17 protein-coding genes and 1 pseudogene are annotated in these 21156 nt (G+C 62.5%); 12 read left to right on the top strand and 6 right to left on the bottom strand.

The window, feature by feature from the left end:
• The coding region (gene pdxS, locus AB4Y77_RS05575) for a pyridoxal 5'-phosphate synthase lyase subunit PdxS (RefSeq protein WP_442013199.1) at positions 1–853 on the top strand (853 nt) is incomplete at its 5' end.
• 57 nt (positions 854–910) lie between these two features.
• Here pdxS and AB4Y77_RS05570 read toward each other — a convergent pair.
• Positions 911–2915 (bottom strand): annotated as a pseudogene (locus tag AB4Y77_RS05570) (M3 family metallopeptidase).
• A gap of 82 nt (positions 2916–2997) precedes the next feature.
• Between AB4Y77_RS05570 and AB4Y77_RS05565 the strand changes: the two are divergent.
• On the top strand, positions 2998–4254 hold the full coding sequence (locus AB4Y77_RS05565; RefSeq protein ID WP_442013198.1) for a CapA family protein: 1257 nt from the start codon (positions 2998–3000) through the stop codon (positions 4252–4254).
• Positions 4255–4257: 3 nt separating this feature from the next.
• Here AB4Y77_RS05565 and AB4Y77_RS05560 read toward each other — a convergent pair whose 3' ends face one another.
• Positions 4258–5031, bottom strand: a complete 774-nt coding sequence (locus AB4Y77_RS05560) for a type 1 glutamine amidotransferase (protein ID WP_442013197.1) — start codon at positions 5029–5031, stop codon at positions 4258–4260.
• Entirely contained in the window at positions 5028–6359 is a 1332-nt protein-coding gene (locus AB4Y77_RS05555) for a MurT ligase domain-containing protein (protein ID WP_311212970.1), read from the bottom strand. The genes AB4Y77_RS05560 and AB4Y77_RS05555 overlap by 4 nt, the downstream gene beginning before the upstream one ends.
• Before the next feature lie 102 nt (positions 6360–6461).
• Here AB4Y77_RS05555 and pdxT point away from each other — a divergent pair, with 102 nt between their 5' ends.
• The 9 genes from pdxT to AB4Y77_RS05510 all read left to right on the top strand — a co-directional run bounded on the left by pdxT (position 6462) and on the right by AB4Y77_RS05510 (position 16335).
• Complete coding sequence (gene pdxT, locus AB4Y77_RS05550; protein ID WP_442013196.1) at positions 6462–7163, top strand: pyridoxal 5'-phosphate synthase glutaminase subunit PdxT; 702 nt, start codon at positions 6462–6464, stop codon at positions 7161–7163.
• A 3-nt stretch (positions 7164–7166) separates the two neighbouring features.
• A complete protein-coding gene (locus AB4Y77_RS05545) occupies positions 7167–7922 on the top strand; it encodes a YebC/PmpR family DNA-binding transcriptional regulator (RefSeq protein WP_442013195.1) in 756 nt (251 codons plus the stop codon).
• 65 nt (positions 7923–7987) lie between these two features.
• Positions 7988–8566: a crossover junction endodeoxyribonuclease RuvC gene (gene ruvC, locus AB4Y77_RS05540; protein ID WP_442013194.1), complete on the top strand. Its 579-nt coding sequence runs from the start codon at positions 7988–7990 to the stop codon at positions 8564–8566.
• Between the two features lie 114 nt (positions 8567–8680).
• Complete coding sequence (gene ruvA / locus AB4Y77_RS05535) at positions 8681–9325, top strand: Holliday junction branch migration protein RuvA (protein ID WP_442013193.1); 645 nt, start codon at positions 8681–8683, stop codon at positions 9323–9325.
• Positions 9318–10394: a Holliday junction branch migration DNA helicase RuvB gene (gene ruvB / locus AB4Y77_RS05530; protein ID WP_442013192.1), complete on the top strand. Its 1077-nt coding sequence runs from the start codon at positions 9318–9320 to the stop codon at positions 10392–10394. Before ruvA ends, ruvB begins: the two co-directional genes overlap by 8 nt.
• A 145-nt stretch (positions 10395–10539) precedes the next feature.
• A complete protein-coding gene (gene yajC, locus AB4Y77_RS05525; RefSeq protein WP_311213071.1) occupies positions 10540–10923 on the top strand; it encodes a preprotein translocase subunit YajC in 384 nt (127 codons plus the stop codon).
• Between the two features lie 114 nt (positions 10924–11037).
• Positions 11038–12789, top strand: coding sequence for a protein translocase subunit SecD (secD, locus tag AB4Y77_RS05520; protein WP_442013191.1), 1752 nt, complete (start codon positions 11038–11040; stop codon positions 12787–12789).
• Positions 12789–13778 carry a protein translocase subunit SecF gene (gene secF, locus AB4Y77_RS05515; RefSeq protein WP_311212964.1) on the top strand — a complete coding sequence of 330 codons (990 nt, stop codon included), beginning with the start codon at positions 12789–12791 and terminating at the stop codon, positions 13776–13778. The genes secD and secF overlap by 1 nt, the downstream gene beginning before the upstream one ends.
• A gap of 163 nt (positions 13779–13941) precedes the next feature.
• Positions 13942–16335, top strand: coding sequence for a RelA/SpoT family protein (locus tag AB4Y77_RS05510; RefSeq protein ID WP_311212963.1), 2394 nt, complete (start codon positions 13942–13944; stop codon positions 16333–16335).
• On the opposite strand, the gene AB4Y77_RS05505 is transcribed toward AB4Y77_RS05510, so the two are convergent.
• The 3 genes from AB4Y77_RS05505 to AB4Y77_RS05495 all read right to left on the bottom strand — a co-directional run bounded on the left by AB4Y77_RS05505 (position 16332) and on the right by AB4Y77_RS05495 (position 19527).
• Positions 16332–16931: a hypothetical protein gene (locus AB4Y77_RS05505; protein ID WP_442013190.1), complete on the bottom strand. Its 600-nt coding sequence runs from the start codon at positions 16929–16931 to the stop codon at positions 16332–16334. The two genes, AB4Y77_RS05510 and AB4Y77_RS05505, sit on opposite strands and share 4 nt — an antisense overlap.
• 98 nt (positions 16932–17029) lie before the next feature.
• Positions 17030–18661 (bottom strand): DUF349 domain-containing protein, encoded by a 1632-nt coding sequence (locus tag AB4Y77_RS05500; RefSeq protein ID WP_442013189.1) that lies wholly within the window; start codon positions 18659–18661, stop codon positions 17030–17032.
• 65 nt (positions 18662–18726) lie between these two features.
• Positions 18727–19527, bottom strand: coding sequence for a peptidylprolyl isomerase (locus tag AB4Y77_RS05495; protein ID WP_442013188.1), 801 nt, complete (start codon positions 19525–19527; stop codon positions 18727–18729).
• A 209-nt stretch (positions 19528–19736) separates the two neighbouring features.
• Between AB4Y77_RS05495 and hisS the strand changes: the two genes are divergently transcribed.
• Positions 19737–21083: a histidine--tRNA ligase gene (gene hisS / locus AB4Y77_RS05490; protein ID WP_442013187.1), complete on the top strand. Its 1347-nt coding sequence runs from the start codon at positions 19737–19739 to the stop codon at positions 21081–21083.
• Positions 21084–21156: the final 73 nt, after the last annotated feature.

Below are 21156 nucleotides of genomic sequence, written 5' to 3'. Positions count from 1 at the left end.
GGGCATGGCTGAGATGCTCAAGGGCGGCGTCATCATGGACGTCGTTAACGTCGAGCAGGCCCGCATCGCTGAGGATGCCGGTGCCGTGGCTGTCATGGCGCTCGAGCGCGTTCCGGCCGATATCCGCGCCCAGGGCGGCGTGTCCCGCATGTCGGATCCGGACATGATCGATGCGATCATCGCTGCCGTGTCCATCCCGGTCATGGCCAAGGCCCGCATCGGCCACTTCGTCGAAGCCCAGATCCTGCAGTCCCTCGGCGTCGACTACATCGACGAGTCCGAGGTCCTGACCCCGGCCGACTACATCAACCACATCGACAAGTGGAACTTCACCGTTCCCTTCGTCTGTGGCGCCACGAACCTCGGTGAGGCCCTGCGCCGCATCAACGAGGGCGCGGCGATGATCCGTTCCAAGGGCGAGGCCGGCACCGGGGATGTTTCCAACGCCACCGGGCACATGCGCCAGATCCGTTCGGAGATCGCCAAGCTCGCCGCCCTTCCCGAGGACGAGCTCTACGTCGCGGCCAAGGAACTGCAGGCCCCGTATGAGCTGGTCAAGGAAGTTGCCGCCACCGGCAAGCTCCCCGTGGTGTTGTTCACCGCCGGTGGCATCGCCACTCCGGCTGATGCTGCGATGATGATGCAGCTCGGCGCGGACGGCGTGTTCGTTGGCTCGGGGATCTTCAAGTCCGGCAACCCGGCAGAGCGCGCGGCCGCCGTCGTGAAGGCCACCACGTTCCATGATGATCCCGACGTCATAGCCAAGGTCTCCCGCGGACTCGGCGAAGCCATGGTGGGCATCAACGTCGACGACATCCCCCAGCCCCACCGCCTCGCAGAGCGCGGCTGGTAAAAGTAAACCGTACGACGGCGGCCGGTCACCTTCCGAGGTGACCGGCCCCCGTCGTTTCTAATCCAGTCCCCTGCGCTTCAGGAGGGGCTCCAGTGCGGCGTCCCGGCCACGGAACGCGCGGAACGACTCCAGCGGGTCGCGGCTGTTTCCCCGTGAGAGGAGCTCGGATCGGAAGTGAGCGCCGTTCGCCCTTGTCAGGCCGCCGTTCTCCTTGAACCATTCCACGGTGTCCGCATCCAGTACTTCGCTCCAAATGTAGGAGTAGTAGGCGGCCGCGTAGCCCGCGCCGGCAAAGATGTGCTGGAAGTAGCCCGTCCGGTAACGCGGCGGAATCAGCGGGTGGGCAACGCCGGCGCTGGCAAGGGCTGTGGCCTCGAAGGCCAGGACGTCCTCCGGAACGTCCGCTTCAGCCAGTACATGCCAGGCCAGGTCCAACAGGGCAGCTGCAAGATACTCCGTGGTGGCGAACCCTTCGCCCCACAGCAGTGAGGCATTGAGTTTGTCCACAGTGGCCTGGGGGAGGGGTTCCCCCGTGGAGTAATGACGGGCGTAATTGGACAGGACTTCGGGCCACATGATCCACATTTCGTTGACCTGCGACGGATACTCCACAAAGTCCCGTGGAACGGAGGTGCCGGAGAACCGCGGGTAGGTGACCTCGGAAAACAGCCCGTGCAGTGCATGTCCGAACTCATGGAAGACAGTGCGGACCTCGTCGAGGGTCAACAGCGTGGGCTCGCCGGGAGCAGGTTTGGTGATGTTGAGGTTGTTGATCACCACCGCCTTTGTTCCCAGCAGGCCGGACTGTTCCACCAACGAATTCATCCATGCGCCACCACGCTTCGAAGCACGGGTGTAGTAGTCGCCCAGGAACAGTCCGATTCCGTGGCCGTCCTCGTCGTGCACTTCCCAGATACGCACATCCGGGTGGTAGCCATCAAGATCGGACCGCTCATGGAAAGTGATGCCGTACAACTGGGTGGCAGCATGGAAGACGCCGCCGGAGAGGACGTTGTCCAAGCTGAAGTAGGGGCGCAGCGCTTGCTCGTCCACCTCAAACTTCTCCTTGCGGACCCGGGCGGAGTAGAAGGCCCAGTCCCACGGCTCCAGGTCATGCCCGGCGGAGGCGGCCAAGGCTTCGGCCTCGGACTGGGCGTTCCGAACGGCGGCAGGGGCCAAGCATGGCCTCCACATCGCCGAAATTTGGCGCGGTCTGCTGGTCCACCACAAGCCCGGCATAGTTCGCAAAACCCAGGAGGTCAGCCTTCTCCGCGCGCAACCGGACAGTAGCTGACACGAGGTCCCGCACATCCAGGCCCCCACCGCTGGTGCCGCGTGCCAGGGACGCTTCATACAAACGACGCCGGATGGACCGGTTCTCCAGCGACGCGATGGCGGGCTGGTTGCTGGGCTGGATGAGCGTCAGCAGGTATTTGCCTTCGTGCCCGGCCGCTTTTGCCGCCTCAGCGGCCCCCGTGACATCTTCGGCAGGCAGCCCGGCCAGGTCTTCGGGGTCGTCGAGCAAGAGCGCCGCGGACTTCATCCCGTCCTTGACCCGCTGGCCGAACTCCGTTCCCAACCGCGAGAGTTCTGCGTTGACGTCCCGCAAGCGTTGTTGTCCAGCGGCATCAAGCTGGATGCCGGACTGCCGGAACTCCTTCAGGTATTCCTCCACCAGGCGGGAGGACTCGGGGTCGAGATCGGAGGCATCGATCGCGGCGAACCGTTCGTACAGGGCCCGGTTCATGTACACGGCGTCCTGGTGCGCCGAGAACTTGGGTGACAACTCTGTCTCCAGTGCCTTGATGTCATCAGAGGCATCGGCCGAAACCACGGTGAAAAATGCTGCAGCCGACCTGTCCAGAAGGCGCCCGGAGCGTTCCATGGCCACGGCCGTATTCTGGAACGTTGCCGGTTCGGGATTGTCCGTAATGGCTTGAATTTCCTGCAGGTGCCCGGCCAAACCGGTGTCGACAGCCTCGGCGTAGTGCCCGGGGGTGAGGCCGGCAAACGCCGGAAGTCCATACGGCAGGGGGCTGGGGCTCAGGAGGGGATTAGTCATGAAGTGACTCTTTCACGTAAGAATCGTGTCCTCAAGGGCGGCACGCCCGGGCGTGCGGGTCTTCCGCCTTAGGATAAAAGTCATGGGGAACATCACATCTGCGGCACGACGGATCCGTCATTCACGAGCCATGATCGTGACGATCACAGCGGTGGCTGCATTGTCACTGGGCGCTTGTGGTGTCCTTGCCGAAAACGATGACCAGAACCGCAGCGCAGCGGCCTCTGCTCCCGCTTCGGAGTCGCCAACACCAACCCGCACTCCGGCGCCCAACCCGACTCCCGGCAAAGGGCCCGCCTGCCCTGAACTTCGTTGCACTTCCATCACCGTGACCGGGGACATGCTGGTCCACACCCAGTTGTGGCAACAGGCCAGGGCAGATGCCGCGGCAGCCGGCCTTCCCGGGTACACGTTCGTCCCCCTCCTTGAAGGGCAGCGACGCTATATCCGCAACAGCGACCTCGCCATCTGTCATCAGGAAACACCGGTGGCGACGCCAGAGGGGCCCTTCTCGGCCTATCCGTCCTTCAACGTTCCGCCGCAGATCATCACTGCGTCCAAGGACGTTGGCTACCAGGCGTGCACCACAGCGAGCAACCACACCATTGACCGCGGGACTGACGGGCTTCTGCGGACGCTCGATGCCCTGGACGCGGCCGGGCTCAAGCACACAGGCTCCTACCGTACCGAAGCGGAGTCCAAAGAGATCCTGATGCTCCAAACCGAGGCTGCCAAGGTGGCCGTCATCATCGGTACCTACGGCCATAACGGTCAGATTCCCGAGTACCCCTGGCTGGTGGACGAGCTTGATCCCGCAGCCATGATCGCCAAGGCCACGCAAGCCAGGGCGTTGGGGGCGGACATCGTCCTGGGAGTGATGCACGCAGGCGACGAATATGCCAGCGAAGCAAACGCCCAGCAGCAGGATGTTGCGCACGCGTTGGTGGACAGCGGCCAGTTCACTATGATCTACGGGCACCACACCCACTCTGTGCTGCCGATAGAGAACTACAAGGGAACGTGGATTGTGTACGGACTGGGCAACGGTGTCACGGAGCTGTCGCCCTGGTACGTGCTCAACAACGAAGGTCTGCTGGTGAGGGCCCAGTTCAGCCAGAATGCCGCGGGCGCCTGGACCGCTTCAGACCTTGCCTGGGCGCCTTCGGTGATTGTCCGGGACCCCTACCGATGGTGTTCTGTGGCCAGCGATGCTCCACAGGGAGTCTGCGCGTCACCGGCAGCCGACGCGGCCACTTACCAACGGACCAAAGCTGTGGTGGAGTCCATGGGTGCAGCGACTGCAGGCGCGCACGAACTGCTGATTACCAAGGAGAAATAGCGCCTACCGCGGCCGGCGGGCGGCGTGTTCGCGCGCCAGTCGGGCGTAGTCGTCGTCGGGCGTTCCCGGTACAAAGGTGCCGTACTTGCGCTCGGCCGCCGTTCGGATGAGGAAATCGGCAATCGCCGGGTTCTTCGGCAGCAATGAACCATGCAGGTAACTGGCTACCACATTGTTGTAGCGCGCGCCTTCGTGCCCGTCCTTGCTGTTGTTTCCGGCACCTTTTGTGACGGTCCCAAGAGGTTCGACGCCGGGACCCAAGGTGGTCTGTCCGCTGTGGTTCTCGTAGCCCAGAATGTCTCCGAACTCGGTGGACTTCATGATCACGTTTCCAATGAGCCGCTCATCGGTGCCGTGGGTTTCGACGTCAAGGATGCCGATTCCGGGAATGACGGGCCCAGCACTGGTTTTGAAGAACTTGCCGAAAAGCTGGTAGAGACCGCAGATCACCAGCATGGGGGCGCCGCCATCGGCCAGGTCCCGGAGGTGGTCTGCGCGTGCCTGGAGGTCGTCCTGGATGACCACCTGTCCGCTGTCCTGTCCGCCTCCACCGACAACAATGTCTATGTCCTCGGGGAATTCGTCACCCACGTTGTATTCAAGCAACTCCGCTGTGTAGCCGTGCCACTTGATGCGCTGCTGGAGGACCAGGGCGTTGCCCCAGTCCCCGTAGATGTTCATCTCGCGGGGGTAGAGCTGAAGGACGCGGAGGGTCCCCTTGCTGGGCTGCGACGATTCGGGCTTTGCTTCCGGCGTGGGCTGTACTTCCGAGGTCATGAGACCACCTCAACTATGGTGATTTTGGCGAGTTCGCGGCGGATCGCGAGCATGGAGGTGTAGGTGCAGAAAATCCGTTTGGGTTTGCCGCGGGAGCCGTTGATGAACGTGCGCAGAGCGGCGGTGATGTCCGGTTCCACCACGCCGAACGGCACGTCGTCGTACTGCAACCGCAGCGCCATGTCGTAGGCGCGGACGCCAGTGAGGACTTCCACGCCATCCTCGCGCAATGATTCGAACTCCACATCCCAGAGCCAGGACATGTCCCTGCCGTCAGCGTAGTTGTCGTTGATGGCGATCATGGTGGCGTACCCACCGGCAGGGAAGGACTTCAGCCCGAGCCGGAATCCACTGGGATTTTTCACGAGGACAAGTTCCAAGGGCTGGCCATCCACGGTGAGGCTTTCACCACGACCAAAGGCAGGAGCTACTTCGCCCAGTGCTTTGACCAGTTTGGGGGTATCGACGGGGCCGGTACCGAGGACAGCGCGCGCCAGCGACAAGGCGGCAGCTGCGTTGAAGATGTTGTAGACCCCCCGCAACTTCATTTCGGTACTGACGGTTTCGCCGTCGAACTCGAAATCGGCGTCCTGCGCGCCTACCCGGCGGAGCACGACGTCGGCGGCCGGCAACTCTACTGGCTCACCTGGTGCCGCGGCCACCGAAGTTCCGGACGGCGACGGGCCGGAGCCCGAGGTTCGCATTTCGTCGTCGTTCGGGAAAGTGCTGCGCAGGGATTCGTCGAGGCCGAAGTACCGAACGGCGGGGTGGTGAAGTGCGTCAACGTCATGAAGGATCTTCGCGATCCGGGCCACGCGGGGATCTTCACGGTTCAGGACCACGGTGTCCGTGGTTCTGGAGGCGATGTGCTCCAGTAAGCGGGCGGTTTTGTCGATTTCGCCAAAGCGGTCCAATTGGTCGCGGAGGACATTGAGCAGGAGGCTGAAACGAGGCTGGACCTTGTTGACGAAATGCACTGCATGCGCTTCGTCGAGTTCCAGGATGGCGATGTCGGCATCGAGCCGTCCACGCCAGTCCACTTCGCCAAGGAGGGACGCGGCCACGCCGCGGGTGAAGTTGCTGCCAGAGCGGTTGGTGAAGACTTTCAGGCCTTGGCTTTCGAGGAGCTCCACCACCATCTTTGTGGTGGTGGTCTTGCCGTTGGTGCCACTGACCACGGCCACGCCGTGGGGGAGTGAGGCCAGCGTTCGCTGCATGAAGCCGGGATCGATTTTCTCAACCACCAGGCCGGGAAAAGCTGATCCTCCGCCCCGAAGCCGGGACAGTGTGCGGACCAGCTTGCCGAGGGGGACGCTGAAGGAAAGCATGCTCTGTAATATATCCCAGTCAGGGCATGGAACCCGGACTGGGCGGAGTCACCGGTGGCCGCAGAAGACGTCGCGGCAGGCGCAGCGCACTATGATGGATCAATGACCAACCCCCTTTCCGACGCTTCATCGCGCGTGGGTTCAGGACTCAGGATCGGCGTTCTGGCACTTCAGGGCGACTTCCGCGAGCATATCCACGCTGTGGAGGCCGCTGGAGCCACCGGCGTGGGTATCCGCCGGCCGTCCGAGCTGGACGATGTTGACGGCCTGATCATCCCCGGCGGCGAATCCACCACCATCGACAAATTGTCGCGGATCTTCGAACTGCGTGATCCGATCCAAAAGCGCATTGCAGACGGCCTTCCCGTCTATGGCTCCTGCGCCGGAATGATCCTCCTGGCCGATGAGATCGCCGATCCCGCCAAGGATCTCAACGGAAATCCCCAGCAGACTTTCGGCGGCCTGGACATCACTGTGCGCCGGAACGCCTTTGGGCGCCAGCGTGAATCCTTCGAAACGGATCTCGATTTCAAGGGCCTGGACTTCAGCGCCGGGGAGTCCGGCGTGGATCCCGTCCACGCCGTCTTCATTCGTGGTCCCTGGGTGGAGCGTGTGGGTGCGGGCGTTGAAATCCTGGCGCAGGTTGATCCGGACCACGCCAGCCACACGGCTGCTTTGCACGGAGTGGCTAGAATTGTTGCAGTGCGCTCCGGCCACCTGCTGGCCACCTCCTTCCACCCGGAAGTGACTGGGGAGAAGCGCGTGCATGAACTCTTTATTCGAATGATCAGAGGAGAAGCGTAAAGCATGTCAGGCCACTCCAAATGGGCGACCACCAAGCACAAAAAAGCCATCATTGACGGCCGGCGTGCAAAGTCGTTCGCGAAACTGATCAAGAACATCGAAGTTGCTGCCCGCATGGGCGGCCCRGACCTCGCCGGCAACCCCGGCCTGGAACTCGCCGTCACCAAGGCCAAGAAGACTTCGGTACCCAATGACAACATCGATCGCGCTATCAAGCGTGGCGCGGGCCTCACCGGCGAGGTAGTCGACTACACCGAAATCATGTACGAGGCCCGCGGCCCGCAGGGTTCGGCACTGCTGATCGAATGTCTGACAGACAACAAGAACCGGGCAGCTTCGGAAGTCCGCCTCGCCATTTCGCGCAACGGCGGCACCATTGCCGACCCCGGATCGGTCAGTTACCTCTTCGCCCGGAAGGGTGTTGTGGTCCTGCCGAAAAACGGCCTCAGCGAAGACGACATCCTGATGGCTGTCCTGGAAGCCGGAGCCGAAGAAGTGAAGGACAGCGGCGAGAACTGGGAAATCCATTCCGAGCCCTCTGACCTCCAAGCCATCCGCGACGCCCTCAAGGAAGCCGGCATCGACTACGAAACCGATGAAGCCGAGTTTGTTCCGTCCATGCAGGTGGAGCTCGATGTCGATGGTGCCAGGAAGTTCATGAAGCTTGTCGATGCCCTGGAAGATCTGGACGATGTCCAGAACGTCTACAGCAACGCGGACTTCAGCGAGGAAGTGCAGGCAGCCCTCGACGCCGAGTAGTCGGCACGGCGCAGCACTTACTTTTTGTCACTCAGCAGGTTTACAGCCACCAGGAAGGCCCGGACTTGACTCTTCGCGTATTGGGAGTCGATCCGGGCCTCACCCGTTGCGGCATAGGCGTTGTGGACATAGAGCGGAACCGCAGGGCCACCATGGTGGCCGTCGGCGTGGTGGGCACTTCTGCTGAGCTGACGCTGGATAAGCGTCTTCTGGTCATAGCCCAAGCCATTGATGAATGGCTGGACCTGCACAAGCCCGACGTCGTAGCCGTCGAACGTGTTTTCTCGCAGATGAACGTCAGCACGGTGATGGGTGTGGCACAGGCTTCGGGCGTGGTTATCGTGGCGGCCGCACGTCGCGGGATCCCCGTCGCGTTGCACACACCTTCGGAGGTCAAGGCGGCAGTTACCGGCAGCGGCACTGCCAACAAGGATGCGGTGACCAAGCTGGTGACCAAGATTTTGCGCCTGGATGCTCCGCCGAAGCCCGCTGATGCCGCGGACGCCCTTGCGCTTGCCCTGACGCACGCGTGGCGCGCAGGCAGTGGAATGGGCTCAGCCAGCGGCGCGAACGGTAAGGGTGGTCTCACGCCCGCCCAGAAAGCGTGGGCTGACGCGGAAGCAAAAGCGCGCCGCAAACGGTGATTGCCAGCTCCCCTTGCTAGGGTATTCGTAGATATGTTCGGATAGTCCGCTTCGGCCGCAATACTGAGAGCAGTATGACGGTGACGGAGCAGGCAGTATTTCAGGAGCCGGGTCTTGATCAGTTTTCTCCGTGGAACCGTAGCCCACGTTGGTTTGTCCACCGCTGTAATCGACCTCAACGGTGCGGGCATGAGTGTCTTCGCCACGCCGCAGACCTTGAGCCACCTCAAAACAGGGACTGAAGCCAAGCTCTTCACGTCCATGATCGTCCGCGAAGATTCGCTCACGCTCTTCGGATTCGCCGACGACGACGAACGTGAAGTATTCGACGTCCTGCTCAGTGTCAGCGGGGTAGGGCCGCGTTTGGCGTTGGCCGTCCTCGCCGTGCACGAACCGGAGGCCATCCGGGTGGCTGCGCACACCGGTGACAGCAAGACGTTCACCAAGGTGCCGGGAATCGGTCCCAAGGTAGCCGGCCGGATTGTCCTTGAACTGGCCGGAAAGTTGGTTCCCCACGGGACTGGTTCCGGTACTGCTCCCGCAGTGGCCCCCAATGCCGAATGGAAGCCGCAGGTAGTCGCAGCCATGACCAGCCTGGGATGGTCCGAGAAGGACGCAAACGGCAGCATCGACAAAGCAATGGCCGACTCCCCGGAACTCGTGGATGCAGCGAACGTGGCCCAAATTCTCCGCGCCACACTGCGGTGGCTGGGCCAGGACGGGGCACGCGCAGGCAATCGTGTAGGCACCCGTGGCTGAGCAGTCACTCGTCAGCGGGGGAGAGGAACCGGAAGAGCGGGTCATTGAGGCTGCACTCCGTCCCAAGAACCTGCATGATTTCGTCGGCCAGCACCGGGTCCGTAAGCAACTGGCACTGGTCCTTGAGGCGTCAAAGATGCGCGGCCGCAGCGCCGATCACGTCTTGATGTCCGGCCCTCCCGGCCTGGGCAAGACAACTCTGGCCATGATCATCGCGGCAGAAATGAACGCTCCATTGCGTATCAGCAGTGGTCCTGCCATCCAGCACGCCGGAGACCTCGCCGCCATCCTCTCCTCCTTGTCCGAAGGGGAGGTCCTGTTCCTGGACGAAATCCACCGCATGTCCCGGCCTGCAGAGGAAATGCTCTACATGGCCATGGAGGACTTCCGCGTGGACATCGTGGTCGGAAAGGGAGCCGGTGCTACGGCCATACCCTTGGAGCTGCCTCCGTTCACCCTGGTTGGAGCCACCACTCGTGCCGGCCTCCTGCCGGGTCCGTTGCGCGACCGCTTCGGCTTCACAGGCCACCTCGAGTTTTACTCGGTTGGCGAACTGGAACTTGTCCTTCGACGATCTGCCGGCCTGCTGGACCTGAAGGTGAACTCGGCTGGCTTCACCGAGATCGCGGGCAGGTCGCGCGGTACGCCCCGAATTGCAAACCGCCTCCTTCGCCGTGTCCGTGACTGGGCCCTGGTCCACGGCATTGACCAGATTGACGCCAGGTCAGCTTCGGCTGCTTTGGACATGTATGAAGTGGATGCGCGGGGACTGGACCGGCTGGACCGTTCCGTACTGGAAGCGCTCATCACCAAGTTCAATGGTGGTCCTGTGGGATTGTCCACCCTGGCGATCGCCGTGGGAGAGGAACCGGAAACGGTGGAGACCGTGGCCGAGCCGTTCCTGGTGCGTGAAGGACTGTTGGGACGCACGCCGCGGGGCCGTATTGCCATGGCGTCTGCGTGGACGCACCTTGGTTACGCCGTGCCGGCCGGAGTCTTCGGCCAGGAAGCCCTGGCACTGTTCGGCGAGGACGAAAACCACGCCGAAAGCGTAGATACCATCGGTTAACACGCCCTGTTCAGCTTTTCCCTCTAGACTGGTATGACGCTCGGCACGTTCGAGTCCTTGATCCATGCAACCGCCTCGCGGATCTGCCAGGGACGTTGCCGTGGACCAAAACGTAAGTACAGAACGGAACTTCCCTGTGGATCCAATGACCATATTGCTGTTCGTCATGCTTGGACTCTTTGTCTTCATGATGTTCCGCCGCAACAAGAAGACCCAGCAGCAGCAGGCTGAGATGCAGTCCAAGTTTGCTCCGGGCGTCGACGTCATGACCAGCTTCGGTCTCTTTGGCCGCATCGTCTCCATCGACGAAGCCGAGAACAAGGTCGTCATCGAACTTTCCCCGGGTAACCAGGCCACGGTTCACCGCCAGGCCGTCACCAAGGTCGTCGAGGCGCCCGCCGAGGAAGCCCCGGTTGTGCCGGACGACGCTTCTTCCCTGACTACCGCAGATGCTGAAGCTCCTGCCGCAGTTGAGACGCCCGAAGAAACCATTGCGCGCCTCAACAAAGAGGACAAGAAGGACAACTAGGATCGTCAGGCGCGGCACCCCCGCGCCAGGCAACTTCTACGGCAGCTGAGAGCCGCCGGCAGACGCTCACCAGCGTTGGCCGGCGGCTGTCCGGCGATAACAGGAAGATCGATAATGGCACGGACCGGCCCCAAAAATTCAGCCCGCAGGGTGCTGACCTGGCTTGGAGCAATATTCGTTGTACTCACCGCTGTCCTGGGTGGCGGAGTTTTGACTGGCAACGCCAGTTGGGCCCCCAAGCTTGCCTTGGACCTCGAGGGCGGTACCCAGATGATCCTGGCGCCCAGGGTTGAAGGATCCAGCGAGATCAACGAAGAGCAGCTCAACCAGGCAGTCGCCATCATCCGTCAGCGAGTTGATGGCTCGGGCGTTGCTGAAGCAGAAATCAGCACCCAGTCCGGCCGCAATGTGGTGGTCAGTCTCCCGGGCACACCCTCCAAGGAAACCCGCGACCTGATCCAGGCTTCGGCCGACATGAACTTCCGGCCTGTCATCACCTATGGCGATCCCGCTGCCGTTCCCGTGGAATCGCGCACACCGGATGACCAGCTGAACAAGCCGACGGCGGAGCCGGCCAATGCCAGCGATGCCAATTGGATCACCCCGGAAATCCAGAAGGAATTCGAAGCCCTCGACTGCGTCAATCCTTCGACTGAAAGGCGTGAACGCTCCGATCCGGCCAAGCCCCTTGTGACCTGCGAAGCTGCCACGGCCACGACGCCCGCCATCAAGTACATCCTTGGACCCGTAGAAGTCCGGGGCCAGGACATCAGCGACTCCACCTTCTCCCAGGTGCAGGGCGCCCAGGGTTCGGTCACCAACTCCTGGGGCGTGAACATCGTCTTCAACGGGGATGCCACAGAGAAGTTCAAGGCCGTCACCGAGCGGCTGAACCAGTATTACGTGGCTGCACAAGCCCAAGGATCCGACGATCCCAAGTCCCAGTTCGCCATTGTCCTGGACGACAAAGTCATTTCCGCGCCGCGTTCCCTGGCAGTGATCACTGACGGACGCCCTCAGATCACTGGCAACTTCACGCAGGCTACCGCCAAGGCGCTGTCCGATCAGCTCCGCTACGGCGCTCTGCCCATCAGCTTCGAGATCCAGTCACAGGAGCAGATTTCGGCCACCCTGGGTGGCGACCAGCTTCGGCTCGGGTTGCTGGCAGGCATGATCGGCCTGGCGCTGGTGGTTGTCTACTCACTCTTCCAATACCGGGCCCTTGGCCTTGTCACCATCGCCTCCCTGGTGGTGGCAGGTGTCTTGACCTATCTCACCATCGCGATCCTCGGTTGGACTGAAAATTATCGACTCTCCCTTGCCGGTGTGGCTGGTTTGATCGTGGCCATCGGACAGACTGCTGACTCGTTCATAGTCTACTTCGAGCGCATCCGCGATGAACTGCGCGAAGGCCGTGGACTGGTTTCCGCCGTCGAAAACGGCTGGAAGCGGGCCAAGCGAACCGTCCTTGCGTCCAAGGCCGTTAACCTCCTTGCAGCCCTGGTGCTTTACTTCGTGGCTGTCGGAAACGTGCGTGGCTTCGCCTTCACTTTGGGACTGACAGCCCTTGCCGACCTCTTGGTGGTCTTCATGTTTACGCACCCCATGCTGCAGGTCCTGGCGCGCACCAAGTTCTTCGGGGAAGGCCACCGTTTCTCGGGCCTCTCCCCGGACCGTCTTGGCGCAGTTCCCTTGTATCGTGGCGCGGGCCGGCTCCGGACACCCGATGAGAAGCCCACGCCTGTTCGTGCGCGCAACACCGGCGCAGTGGCTGAGGCCGAGCGTCGCATGACCATCGCCGAACGGCGCCTTGCCGAGAAGGGCCAGCTGACTGGTTCCTCCAAGGCAACCAAGGAGGAGAAGTAATGACTACGAGCTTCGCAACCTTCGGCCATGAGCTGTACACGGGCAAGCGCTCGTACAACTTCGTCAATTCGAAGAAGATCTGGTTCATCATCGCGGCCGTCGCGGTGGCCCTGTCCATCCTCATTCCAGTGGCCAAGGGCGGATTTAACCTTGGCATCGAATTCAGGGGCGGCTCGGAGTTCACCGTCTCCAACGTGAGCACCACGGATGCCAGCCTCGGCGAAAAGGCTGTGCACGACGTCGTACCCGGCGCCATTCCCCGGGTGGCAAATGTCGCGGGCAACACCATGCGGATCCAAACGGACCAGCTGACCGATGACGAGACCAACCGCATCAAGGATGGCCTCACCAGCGCCTACGGCGTCACCGAAAATGAGGTGACGTCCAACTTCGTCGGTCCCACCTGGGGGCAGGATGTCACCAGGCAGGCACTCATCGGCCTGGTGGTCTTCGTTGGTTTGGCTGCCATCCTGATGGCGCTGTACTTCAGAACCTGGAAAATGTCGTTGTCGGCCCTCGTGGGCATGCTTGTCACGATGTTCACCACAGCGGGTGTCTACGCCCTGAGCGACTTCGAGGTCACGCCGTCGGCCATCATCGGGTTCCTGACGGTCCTGAGCTACTCGCTCTACGACACCGTGGTGGTCTTCGACAAGATTCGCGAGAACACTGCCGACATTTCCACCTCCACCCGCCGTACGTTCGGTGAAGAGGTCAACCTGGCCGTCAACCAAACCCTGGTCCGCTCCATCAACACCATGATGGTGGCCGTGCTCCCGGTCGCAGCCATCCTCTTCATCGGTGCCGGACTGCTTGGCGCGGGCACGCTGCGCGACCTCTCGCTGGCGTTGTTCGTTGGGATCCTCATCGGTACGGCAGCCACCATCTTCATCGCAGCGCCCCTTTACGCCTGGCTGCGCCAAGGTGAACCGGAGCTCGTGAAGCAGGCCAAGAAGGTAGCCCACCGCCGGGCCGACGCCACCGTATAGGCCCGTTGCAACACCTCTGTTTGACCAAAGAGCCGGTCCCCGCACTTATGCAGGGACCGGCTCTTTGACTTGCCCGTCCTGTGCGTCATGTGCTGCCCATTTGCAGAAGCATTCACCTGCGGGAATAGACTTAGAGAATTATTCGGTTGTGAGGGGTACTTCTGTGGAAGAACGTGCGACGTCGGCACCACCGGCGGGCGGGGAAGACGGCCACAATGCTGTGGCGGTTCCAGCAACAAGCATGGCTGGACGGACTGCGGGAGCTGTTCCGGTGGACACCCCTGGCGCGCGTCCCACCTTCCCGGGGCGGCGGGAGCGTACACGTTCCCGGCTGGCCCGTCTGACCGGCCGTGGCGTGGCTCCATACTCGCCGATCCTCGAACCCTTGCTGCGGACGGTGCGGGCCAACAACCCCAAAGAAGACTTTGACCTGATCCAGCGGGCCTTCACAGTTGCAGAGCGGAGCCACCAAGGCCAGAAACGCAAGAGTGGTGATCCCTACATCACCCATCCGGTGGCCGTGGCCACCATCCTGGCTGAACTCGGCATGACAGGCACCACGCTGGCGGCGGCGTTGCTTCACGACACCGTGGAGGACACTCCCTACACGCTCGCTGACCTCACACGGGATTTTGGTCCCGAGGTTGCCATGCTGGTGGACGGCGTAACCAAGCTGGACAAGGTCAGCTTTGGTGAAGCCGCACAATCCGAGACCGTCCGCAAGATGGTTGTGGCCATGGCCAAGGACATCCGCGTCCTGATGATCAAGTTGGCTGACCGCCTGCACAACGCCCGTACGTGGCGCTTCGTCTCCGCTGAGTCTTCCTCCCGCAAGGCTCGTGAAACGCTGGAGATCTTTGCCCCGCTGGCTCACCGACTTGGCATGAACACCATCAAGTGGGAGCTCGAAGACCTGTCCTTCGCTGCCCTGTACCCCAAGGTGTACGAGGAAATCGTGCGCATGGTGGGAGACCGTACGCCGGAGCGCGAGAAGAGCCTCAGCGTCATCCGCAACCAGATCGCAGACGATCTGCGCACGGCCAGGATCAAGGCGACCATCACCGGGCGTCCCAAGCACTATTACTCCATTTACCAGAAGATGATCGTCCGGGATAAGGACTTCGACGACATCAACGACCTCATGGGCGTGCGTGTCCTGGTGGACTCGGTCAGGGACTGTTACGCAGCGCTGGGTACCCTGCATTCGCGATGGAACCCCCTTCCGGGGCGGTTCAAGGATTACATCGCCATGCCCAAGTTCAACATGTACCAATCGCTGCACACCACGGTGATCGGCCCGGGCGGCAAGCCCGTGGAGATTCAGATCCGTACCCACGAGATGCACCGCCGGGCCGAGTACGGTGTGGCAGCGCACTGGAAGTACAAGGACCAGCCCAACCGAACGGCGCAAGGCCCGGGCAGCCCTCGCGACGGCGACATGGGCTGGTTGAGGTCCCTGGTGGACTGGCAGCAGGAAACGTCAGACCCCGGCGAGTTCCTGGACTCCCTGCGGTATGAGATCAATGCACGCGAAGTGTTCGTCTTCACCCCCAAGGGTGAGGTCATGGCTCTGCCTGCGGGATCAACTCCCGTCGATTTTGCCTACGCCGTCCATACAGAGGTGGGTCACAGGACCATCGGGGCCCGCGTCAACGGCAAGCTGGTCCCGCTCAACAGTGAGCTGAACCATGGCGACTGGGTGGAGATTTTCACCTCCAAGGCCGAAGGAGCCGGTCCCAGCCAGGACTGGCAACACTTCGTCAAGTCGGCACGTGCACGCAACAAGATCCGCCAGTGGTTCACCAAAGAACGCCGCGAAGAAGCAATCGATCGCGGCAAGGACATGCTGACCCGGGCCATGCGGAAGCAGAACCTTCCGCTGCAGCGCCTGATGACGCACGACGCTTTGTCTGCGGTGGCCGAGGACTTCCACTACGTTGATATCTCCGGGCTCTACGCAGGTGTCGGTGATGGGCACACCTCCGCCCAGTCCGTGATGGAAAAACTCGTCGAGCACTTGGGAGGCCACGAGACTCCGGATGAAGATCTCGAAGAAGTCAGCATTCCAACGCAGGTCGCCAAGTCCAAATTCTCAGACTCCGGAGTCATCGTCCGCGGTGTGGGCGACGTTTGGGTCAAACTGGCCCGTTGCTGCACGCCCGTTCCGCCGGACCCCATCCTGGGATTCGTCACCCGCGGCTCTGGCGTTTCCGTCCACCGAACGGATTGCACCAATGTTTCCGGGCTCCGGGACCAGCCGGACAGAATCGTTGAAGTGGAATGGGCCCCCACACAGTCGAGCGTCTTCCTGGTGGAAATCCAAGTGGAGGCCCTGGACCGTAAGTCGCTGTTGTCCGACGTGACGCGGATTCTGTCCGAGAATCACGTGAACATCCTCGCTGCGTCGGTCCATACCTCCAGCGACAGGGTAGCGATCTCGAAGTTCGCGTTCGAAATGGGTGACCCCAAGTATTTGCACCACGTCCTGAATGCCGTCCGCCGCATTGATGGTGTCTTTGACGTCTACCGCACCACGGGCAACAGGCGGCGCACCTAGCCGGCTGCAAGGTGCGACAACGTGGCCAGCGCGCGCCGCTTGTGGGGAACGCGGGGTGCTGCCTCCACAGCCAGGGTGAGGAGTCGCAGCCGGATGCCCAGGTCCTCCTTGGCCAGGAGGCGCCTTAGGGCCGGGAGGGCGCGGTCGCTTTCCACGTGCAAGGCGATGTCCGCTGCGGTGCGGAGCGGGCTGCTCACCAGCATCCCGCCCAGGCTTACTACGTCCATCTGACCCAGCCTTACCTCGTGGAGGCTGCAGGCGGTGCTTCCGCGCAGACTTGAAATACGGTGCTTCGCATCCACCAGGAGTGACAGGTGCTCCGGAGGGTTCGCGCAGCCGTAGATCCACGCGGCCGTGAGGCGGCCGGCGACTACTTTGGTCCGGATCCGTTCCGGAACTGTGAGGGCTGCTGCACGGGCCCGGAGGCGATGGGTGATTGCGGTGCCCGGCGAAGCATAACTCTTCCCGTAGAGCGGCAGCAGGATGCCGTCGAAGGCCATGCTCTGGAGTTCGTTCCATGTAAAGATCCGGTTGGGGGAGTACAGCTCTGGGATGACCGGCTCCGATAAGTGCGGGGCGGCGACAGCGGGGTCCATCCACTGATCATTCCGTGCAGCCACCCAACCAGTACAGGCTCCGTCCCGGTTATGTGGATAACCGGGACGGAGCCTGCAGTACTGCCAAGCCTGGAGTGCTAGGCGAGATCGATTGCAGAACGCTGAATCTGGTCCAGCCACGCCTGGCGGGCCTCCAAAGCCTCGCGAGCGGCCTTGATGCGGCGCTGGTCGCCTGCCTTCTCCGCCTTTTCAAGGTCATCCTTGAGACCGGCGATGGCAGCTTCGAGTTGGGAGAGGGCGCTGTTGGTGCGTGCCTTGGTCTCCGGGTTGCTCCGGCGCCACTTCTCTTCTTCGGCTTCCTTGACGGCGTCTTCGACCTTGCGGAGTCCGGCCTCGATGCGTCCCATATCCCCGCGCGGAACCTTACCGGCATCTTCCCAGCGGTCCCGGATGGACTGGAGGGCCTTCTTGGTTGCGTTGAGGTCGTTGATGGGGAGCAGAGCCTGCGCTTCGGCTACGAGCTGCTCCTTGACCACCAGGTTGGCGGTGTACTCCTGGTCGATTTGGTCGTTGGCTGCCTGGCGGTTGCTGAAGAAGACGTCCTGGGCGGCGCGGAACCGGCCCCACAGTGCGTCGTCATCCTTGCGGCTCGCCCGGGGGGTGGCCTTCCACTGGTCCATCAGCCTGCGGTATTCACCGGCGGCAAATCCCCAATCTGTGGAAGAGGAGAGGGCTTCGGCCTCCGCGATCAGCGCTTCCTTGGCAGACTTTGCCGCTGAATTGTTGCTGTCCAGTTGCGAGAAGTAGGCGCGGCGGTGACGATCAAAGACAGTGCGGGCCGAACGGAACCGCTTCCACAGTGCGTCCTCGTTGCTTCGACCCAGACGTACGCCGCTCTTCTGCGCCGCCTTCCAGGTTTCAAACAACTCGTTCATGCGTGCGCTGGAGGTCTTCCATTGGATCTGGGCAGGATCCTGTCCGGCAATGGATTCGGCTTCGGCAACGATTGCTTCACGAGCAGCGAGTTCACTGGCACGCACAGCATCGTGTGCTGCCTTCTCTGACTTTTCCAGCTCCACGACCTGAGCGGACAGGGCATCCAGGCGTGCCTCAGCAGACCGGATGTCGCCCACCATGGTGCGCTCTGCGAGTTGCTCGCGGAGATGGGTGACAGTTTTTTGCATGTCCGTGGCCGGAGCTTTTGATTCCACACGGTGTTCCAGCAGGACAACCTGGGCAACGATGTCGTCGAACTTCCGGGCGAAGTAGCCCAGGGCTTCGTCGGTGCTGACACCCGGGTACTGGCCAACGGCGATCTCTTCGCCATCCAACGTCAGGAACACGTGGCCATCACCTTCAGCGCGGCCCCACTTGGCTGCCTCGGCAAGAGACGCGGCGGACACGGCCGGGGCAGCGGGAACGACGGCGGCAGGGGCCTTCGGGCGGGCCGCAAACGCTGCAGGTGTTGGCGCTGCGGACGGGGCCGGTCGTGGTGCGGCCGGCTCGCTTGCGGCGGCTTCGGCCTCGGTCCCGGCGGCTGCCGGCTTGTCGTCGGCTGGGGCCTCGGTCTCGGCTGCGGCCTGGGTCTCGGCTGGGGCCTCGGTCCCGGCGGCTGCCTCAGTCTCTGCCGCTGCCTCATCAACATGCGTTGGTTCTTGTGTAGCTGCCGGGGCGACGGGGGTTTCTGCAGTGCCGGGGCTGGTCGCCTCGACTGCTTCTTCTTCGTTGGCCACTACTGCTGTTTCGTCGGATTTCTGACTGTCTGTCACCGCTAAAAGTCTTTCGCTTGGAGGGACTGCTAAGGTAATGCACCCCGGGCCGGGCCCGGAGCTGGTTACTTCAGAGAAAACGAGTCTATCGTGACAGGTGCCACAGGGGCGCCGTCACTGGTGCTTTCGCCGGTTTTCAGGCCTGTGGCGGCGATGTTGGTGACCACGTCCAAGCCGCTGGTTACCTTGCCCACTATGGTGTATCCACCTGCCGTATCAGCCGGAATGGTGGTGTCTTTGTAGACGATGAAGAACTGGTGGCCGTTGCCGTAGGCGTTGTTCCCGCTGCGGGCCACTGCAATTGTCCCCGCGGGGTACTTGTTGTCTGCGGGCGTGTTTTCGAGCGGGCCCCATCGGTAGTCGGGGGCGTCCGCGCCGTCGTCGGACGTGGCGCCGCACTGAAGCAGCCCGAAGGTTTCCGAGGTCGTCAGGCGGTGGCAGAACTTCCCGTTGTAGTAGCTGGCATCGCTCAACGACTTGAGGACTGCGGCGGCCTGCGGTGCCGCAGTGCCGTTCAGTTCGATGCCAAGCACGCCGGTGTTCAGCGCCAGCTCGCCGGTGAAGGTCTTACCCGCTGCGGTATCAGGGCTGGGAACGTCCGGACTGTTGGACGCGGCGGCAGAGGGAGAAGCGGACGGAGAACTCAGGCCCGCCTCTGCAGCAGCGAACTCAGCCTCGGTGGGGTTGGAGCTGAAGGCAGTCAGTTGCAGCACGACGGCGAGGATCACTGCCGCTGCACCCGCGCCGATGGCGATGGTGTTGTCGCGTTTGCGCCGCTTGCCCTGTTCCTGCCGCAGGGCACGCTTGGCTTCCATCTGCTTGATGCGCCGTTTCGCTTCGCGGTCATCCCGCGACCTTGTTGCCAAGAGTCCTCCTGATTTTGTGCACTTTACGGGGCCGCCGACAGGAACCCGGGCATGCTGCATTAGATGTGCACGCGCGGAAAGCATAAACTGGCTGCCGCACATAGTTTATGCATGACCGGCTGGACGCCCGCCCTGTAAACGCCGTACGGGCGTTTTAAAGCTGTGGGTCCTGTACCAGCGTCAGCTTTCTTCGAGGAGACATTTCCACCATGGCACGTACCGCCTCCCTGTCCGGATTCCCCGAGTGGCTTCCCCAGGAGCGGTTGGTGGAGCTCCATGTGCTGGATACGCTCCGTAAGACGTTTGAGTTGCACGGGTTTTCGTCCATCGAGACCAGGGCAGTGGAAACAGTGGGGCAGCTGCTCCGCAAAGGCGAGATCGACAAAGAGGTTTACGGCCTGAGCCGACTCCAGGATGACGAGGGTGAGGCAGCGAAGTCGGATAAAGCGGATCCCAACGCCTTGGCATTGCACTTCGACCTGACTGTTCCCTTCGCGCGCTACGTGGTGGAGAACGCCGGGTACCTGGCGTTCCCCTTCCGCCGCTACCAAATCCAGAAGGTGTGGCGTGGCGAGCGGCCGCAGGAAGGCCGCGCCCGTGAGTTCACCCAGGCGGACATCGATGTGGTGGGCGACGGCGAGCTTCCGTTCCGCTACGACGTCGAGATTGCCCTGGTCATCGCTGAGGCACTGAGCGCATTGCCGATTCCGGATTTCCGGCTCCGGATCAACAACCGGAAGCTGGCCGAGGGCTTCTATCGCGGCATCGGCCTGACGGACACTGCCGGGGTCCTGCGCAGTATCGACAAACTGGAAAAGATCGGCGCCGCGAAGGTTGCCGAGCTGTTGAAGAGCGAGCTCGGTGCCACGGACGAGCAAGCCGGACTGGCCCTGAAACTGGCGAGTATCCGTACTGAAGACACCTCCTTCGTCCAGCAGGTGCGCGCCTTGGGCGTCACCGATGAGCTCCTGGAGGAAGGGCTTAACGAGCTGGAGCAGGTCATCCAGGCGGCCGTTCAGCGTGCTCCGGGCAAGGTGGTTGCCGATTTGAGCATCGCCCGCGGCTTGGATTACTACACCGGAACTGTGGTGGAAACCGTGTTGGTGGGCCACGAACAGCTCGGTTCCATATGCTCCGGCGGCCGCTACGATGCCCTGGCCAGCAAGGGCAACCGCAAGTTCCCCGGCGTCGGCCTTTCCATCGGTGTGACGCGCCTCGTTTCGCGCATCCTTAGCCAGGAACTGGCGACGGCCTCGCGCTCGGTCCCCACAGCGGTCCTGGTTGCGTTGAACACGGACGACAGCTGGTCTGCGGCGCAGGATATCGCGGCACAGTTGCGGGGGAGGGGCATCGCGACCGAAGTTGCTGCGAAGGCCGAGAAATTCGGCAAGCAGATCAAGTTCGCCGACCGGCGCGGTATCCCGTTCGTGTGGTTTACCGACGACGACGGGAAGCACCAGGTCAAAGACATCCGTACCGGCGAGCAGGTTGACGCCGACCCCGCAGAATGGACGCCGTCGGAAGAGGACTTGCACGTCCGCGTCACCACCGCCTGATACAGGCATCGCTTGTTCCGCCGTTTGGCGGGAGCCGCGGCCGGGGCGGGTAAACTCGGACGGGACTGCCATT

The sequence above is a fragment of the Paenarthrobacter sp. YAF11_1 genome, from assembly GCF_052113445.1.
Classification (GTDB): Bacteria; Actinomycetota; Actinomycetes; order Actinomycetales; family Micrococcaceae; genus Arthrobacter.
This window is presented reverse-complemented; position numbering and strand designations above follow the sequence as displayed.

Bases quoted from the DNA above. Each gene is read 5' to 3' on its own strand.
- AB4Y77_RS05565 (WP_442013198.1), top strand. From the start codon at position 2,998: ATGGGGAACATCACATCTGCGGCACGACGGATCCGTCATTCACGAGCC.
- AB4Y77_RS05560 (WP_442013197.1), bottom strand. From the start codon at position 5,031: ATGACCTCGGAAGTACAGCCCACGCCGGAAGCAAAGCCCGAATCGTCG.
- AB4Y77_RS05555 (WP_311212970.1), bottom strand. From the start codon at position 6,359: ATGCTTTCCTTCAGCGTCCCCCTCGGCAAGCTGGTCCGCACACTGTCC.
- pdxT (WP_442013196.1), top strand. From the start codon at position 6,462: ATGACCAACCCCCTTTCCGACGCTTCATCGCGCGTGGGTTCAGGACTC.
- yajC (WP_311213071.1), top strand. From the start codon at position 10,540: ATGACCATATTGCTGTTCGTCATGCTTGGACTCTTTGTCTTCATGATG.
- secD (WP_442013191.1), top strand. From the start codon at position 11,038: ATGGCACGGACCGGCCCCAAAAATTCAGCCCGCAGGGTGCTGACCTGG.
- secF (WP_311212964.1), top strand. From the start codon at position 12,789: ATGACTACGAGCTTCGCAACCTTCGGCCATGAGCTGTACACGGGCAAG.
- AB4Y77_RS05505 (WP_442013190.1), bottom strand. From the start codon at position 16,931: ATGGACCCCGCTGTCGCCGCCCCGCACTTATCGGAGCCGGTCATCCCA.
- hisS (WP_442013187.1), top strand. From the start codon at position 19,737: ATGGCACGTACCGCCTCCCTGTCCGGATTCCCCGAGTGGCTTCCCCAG.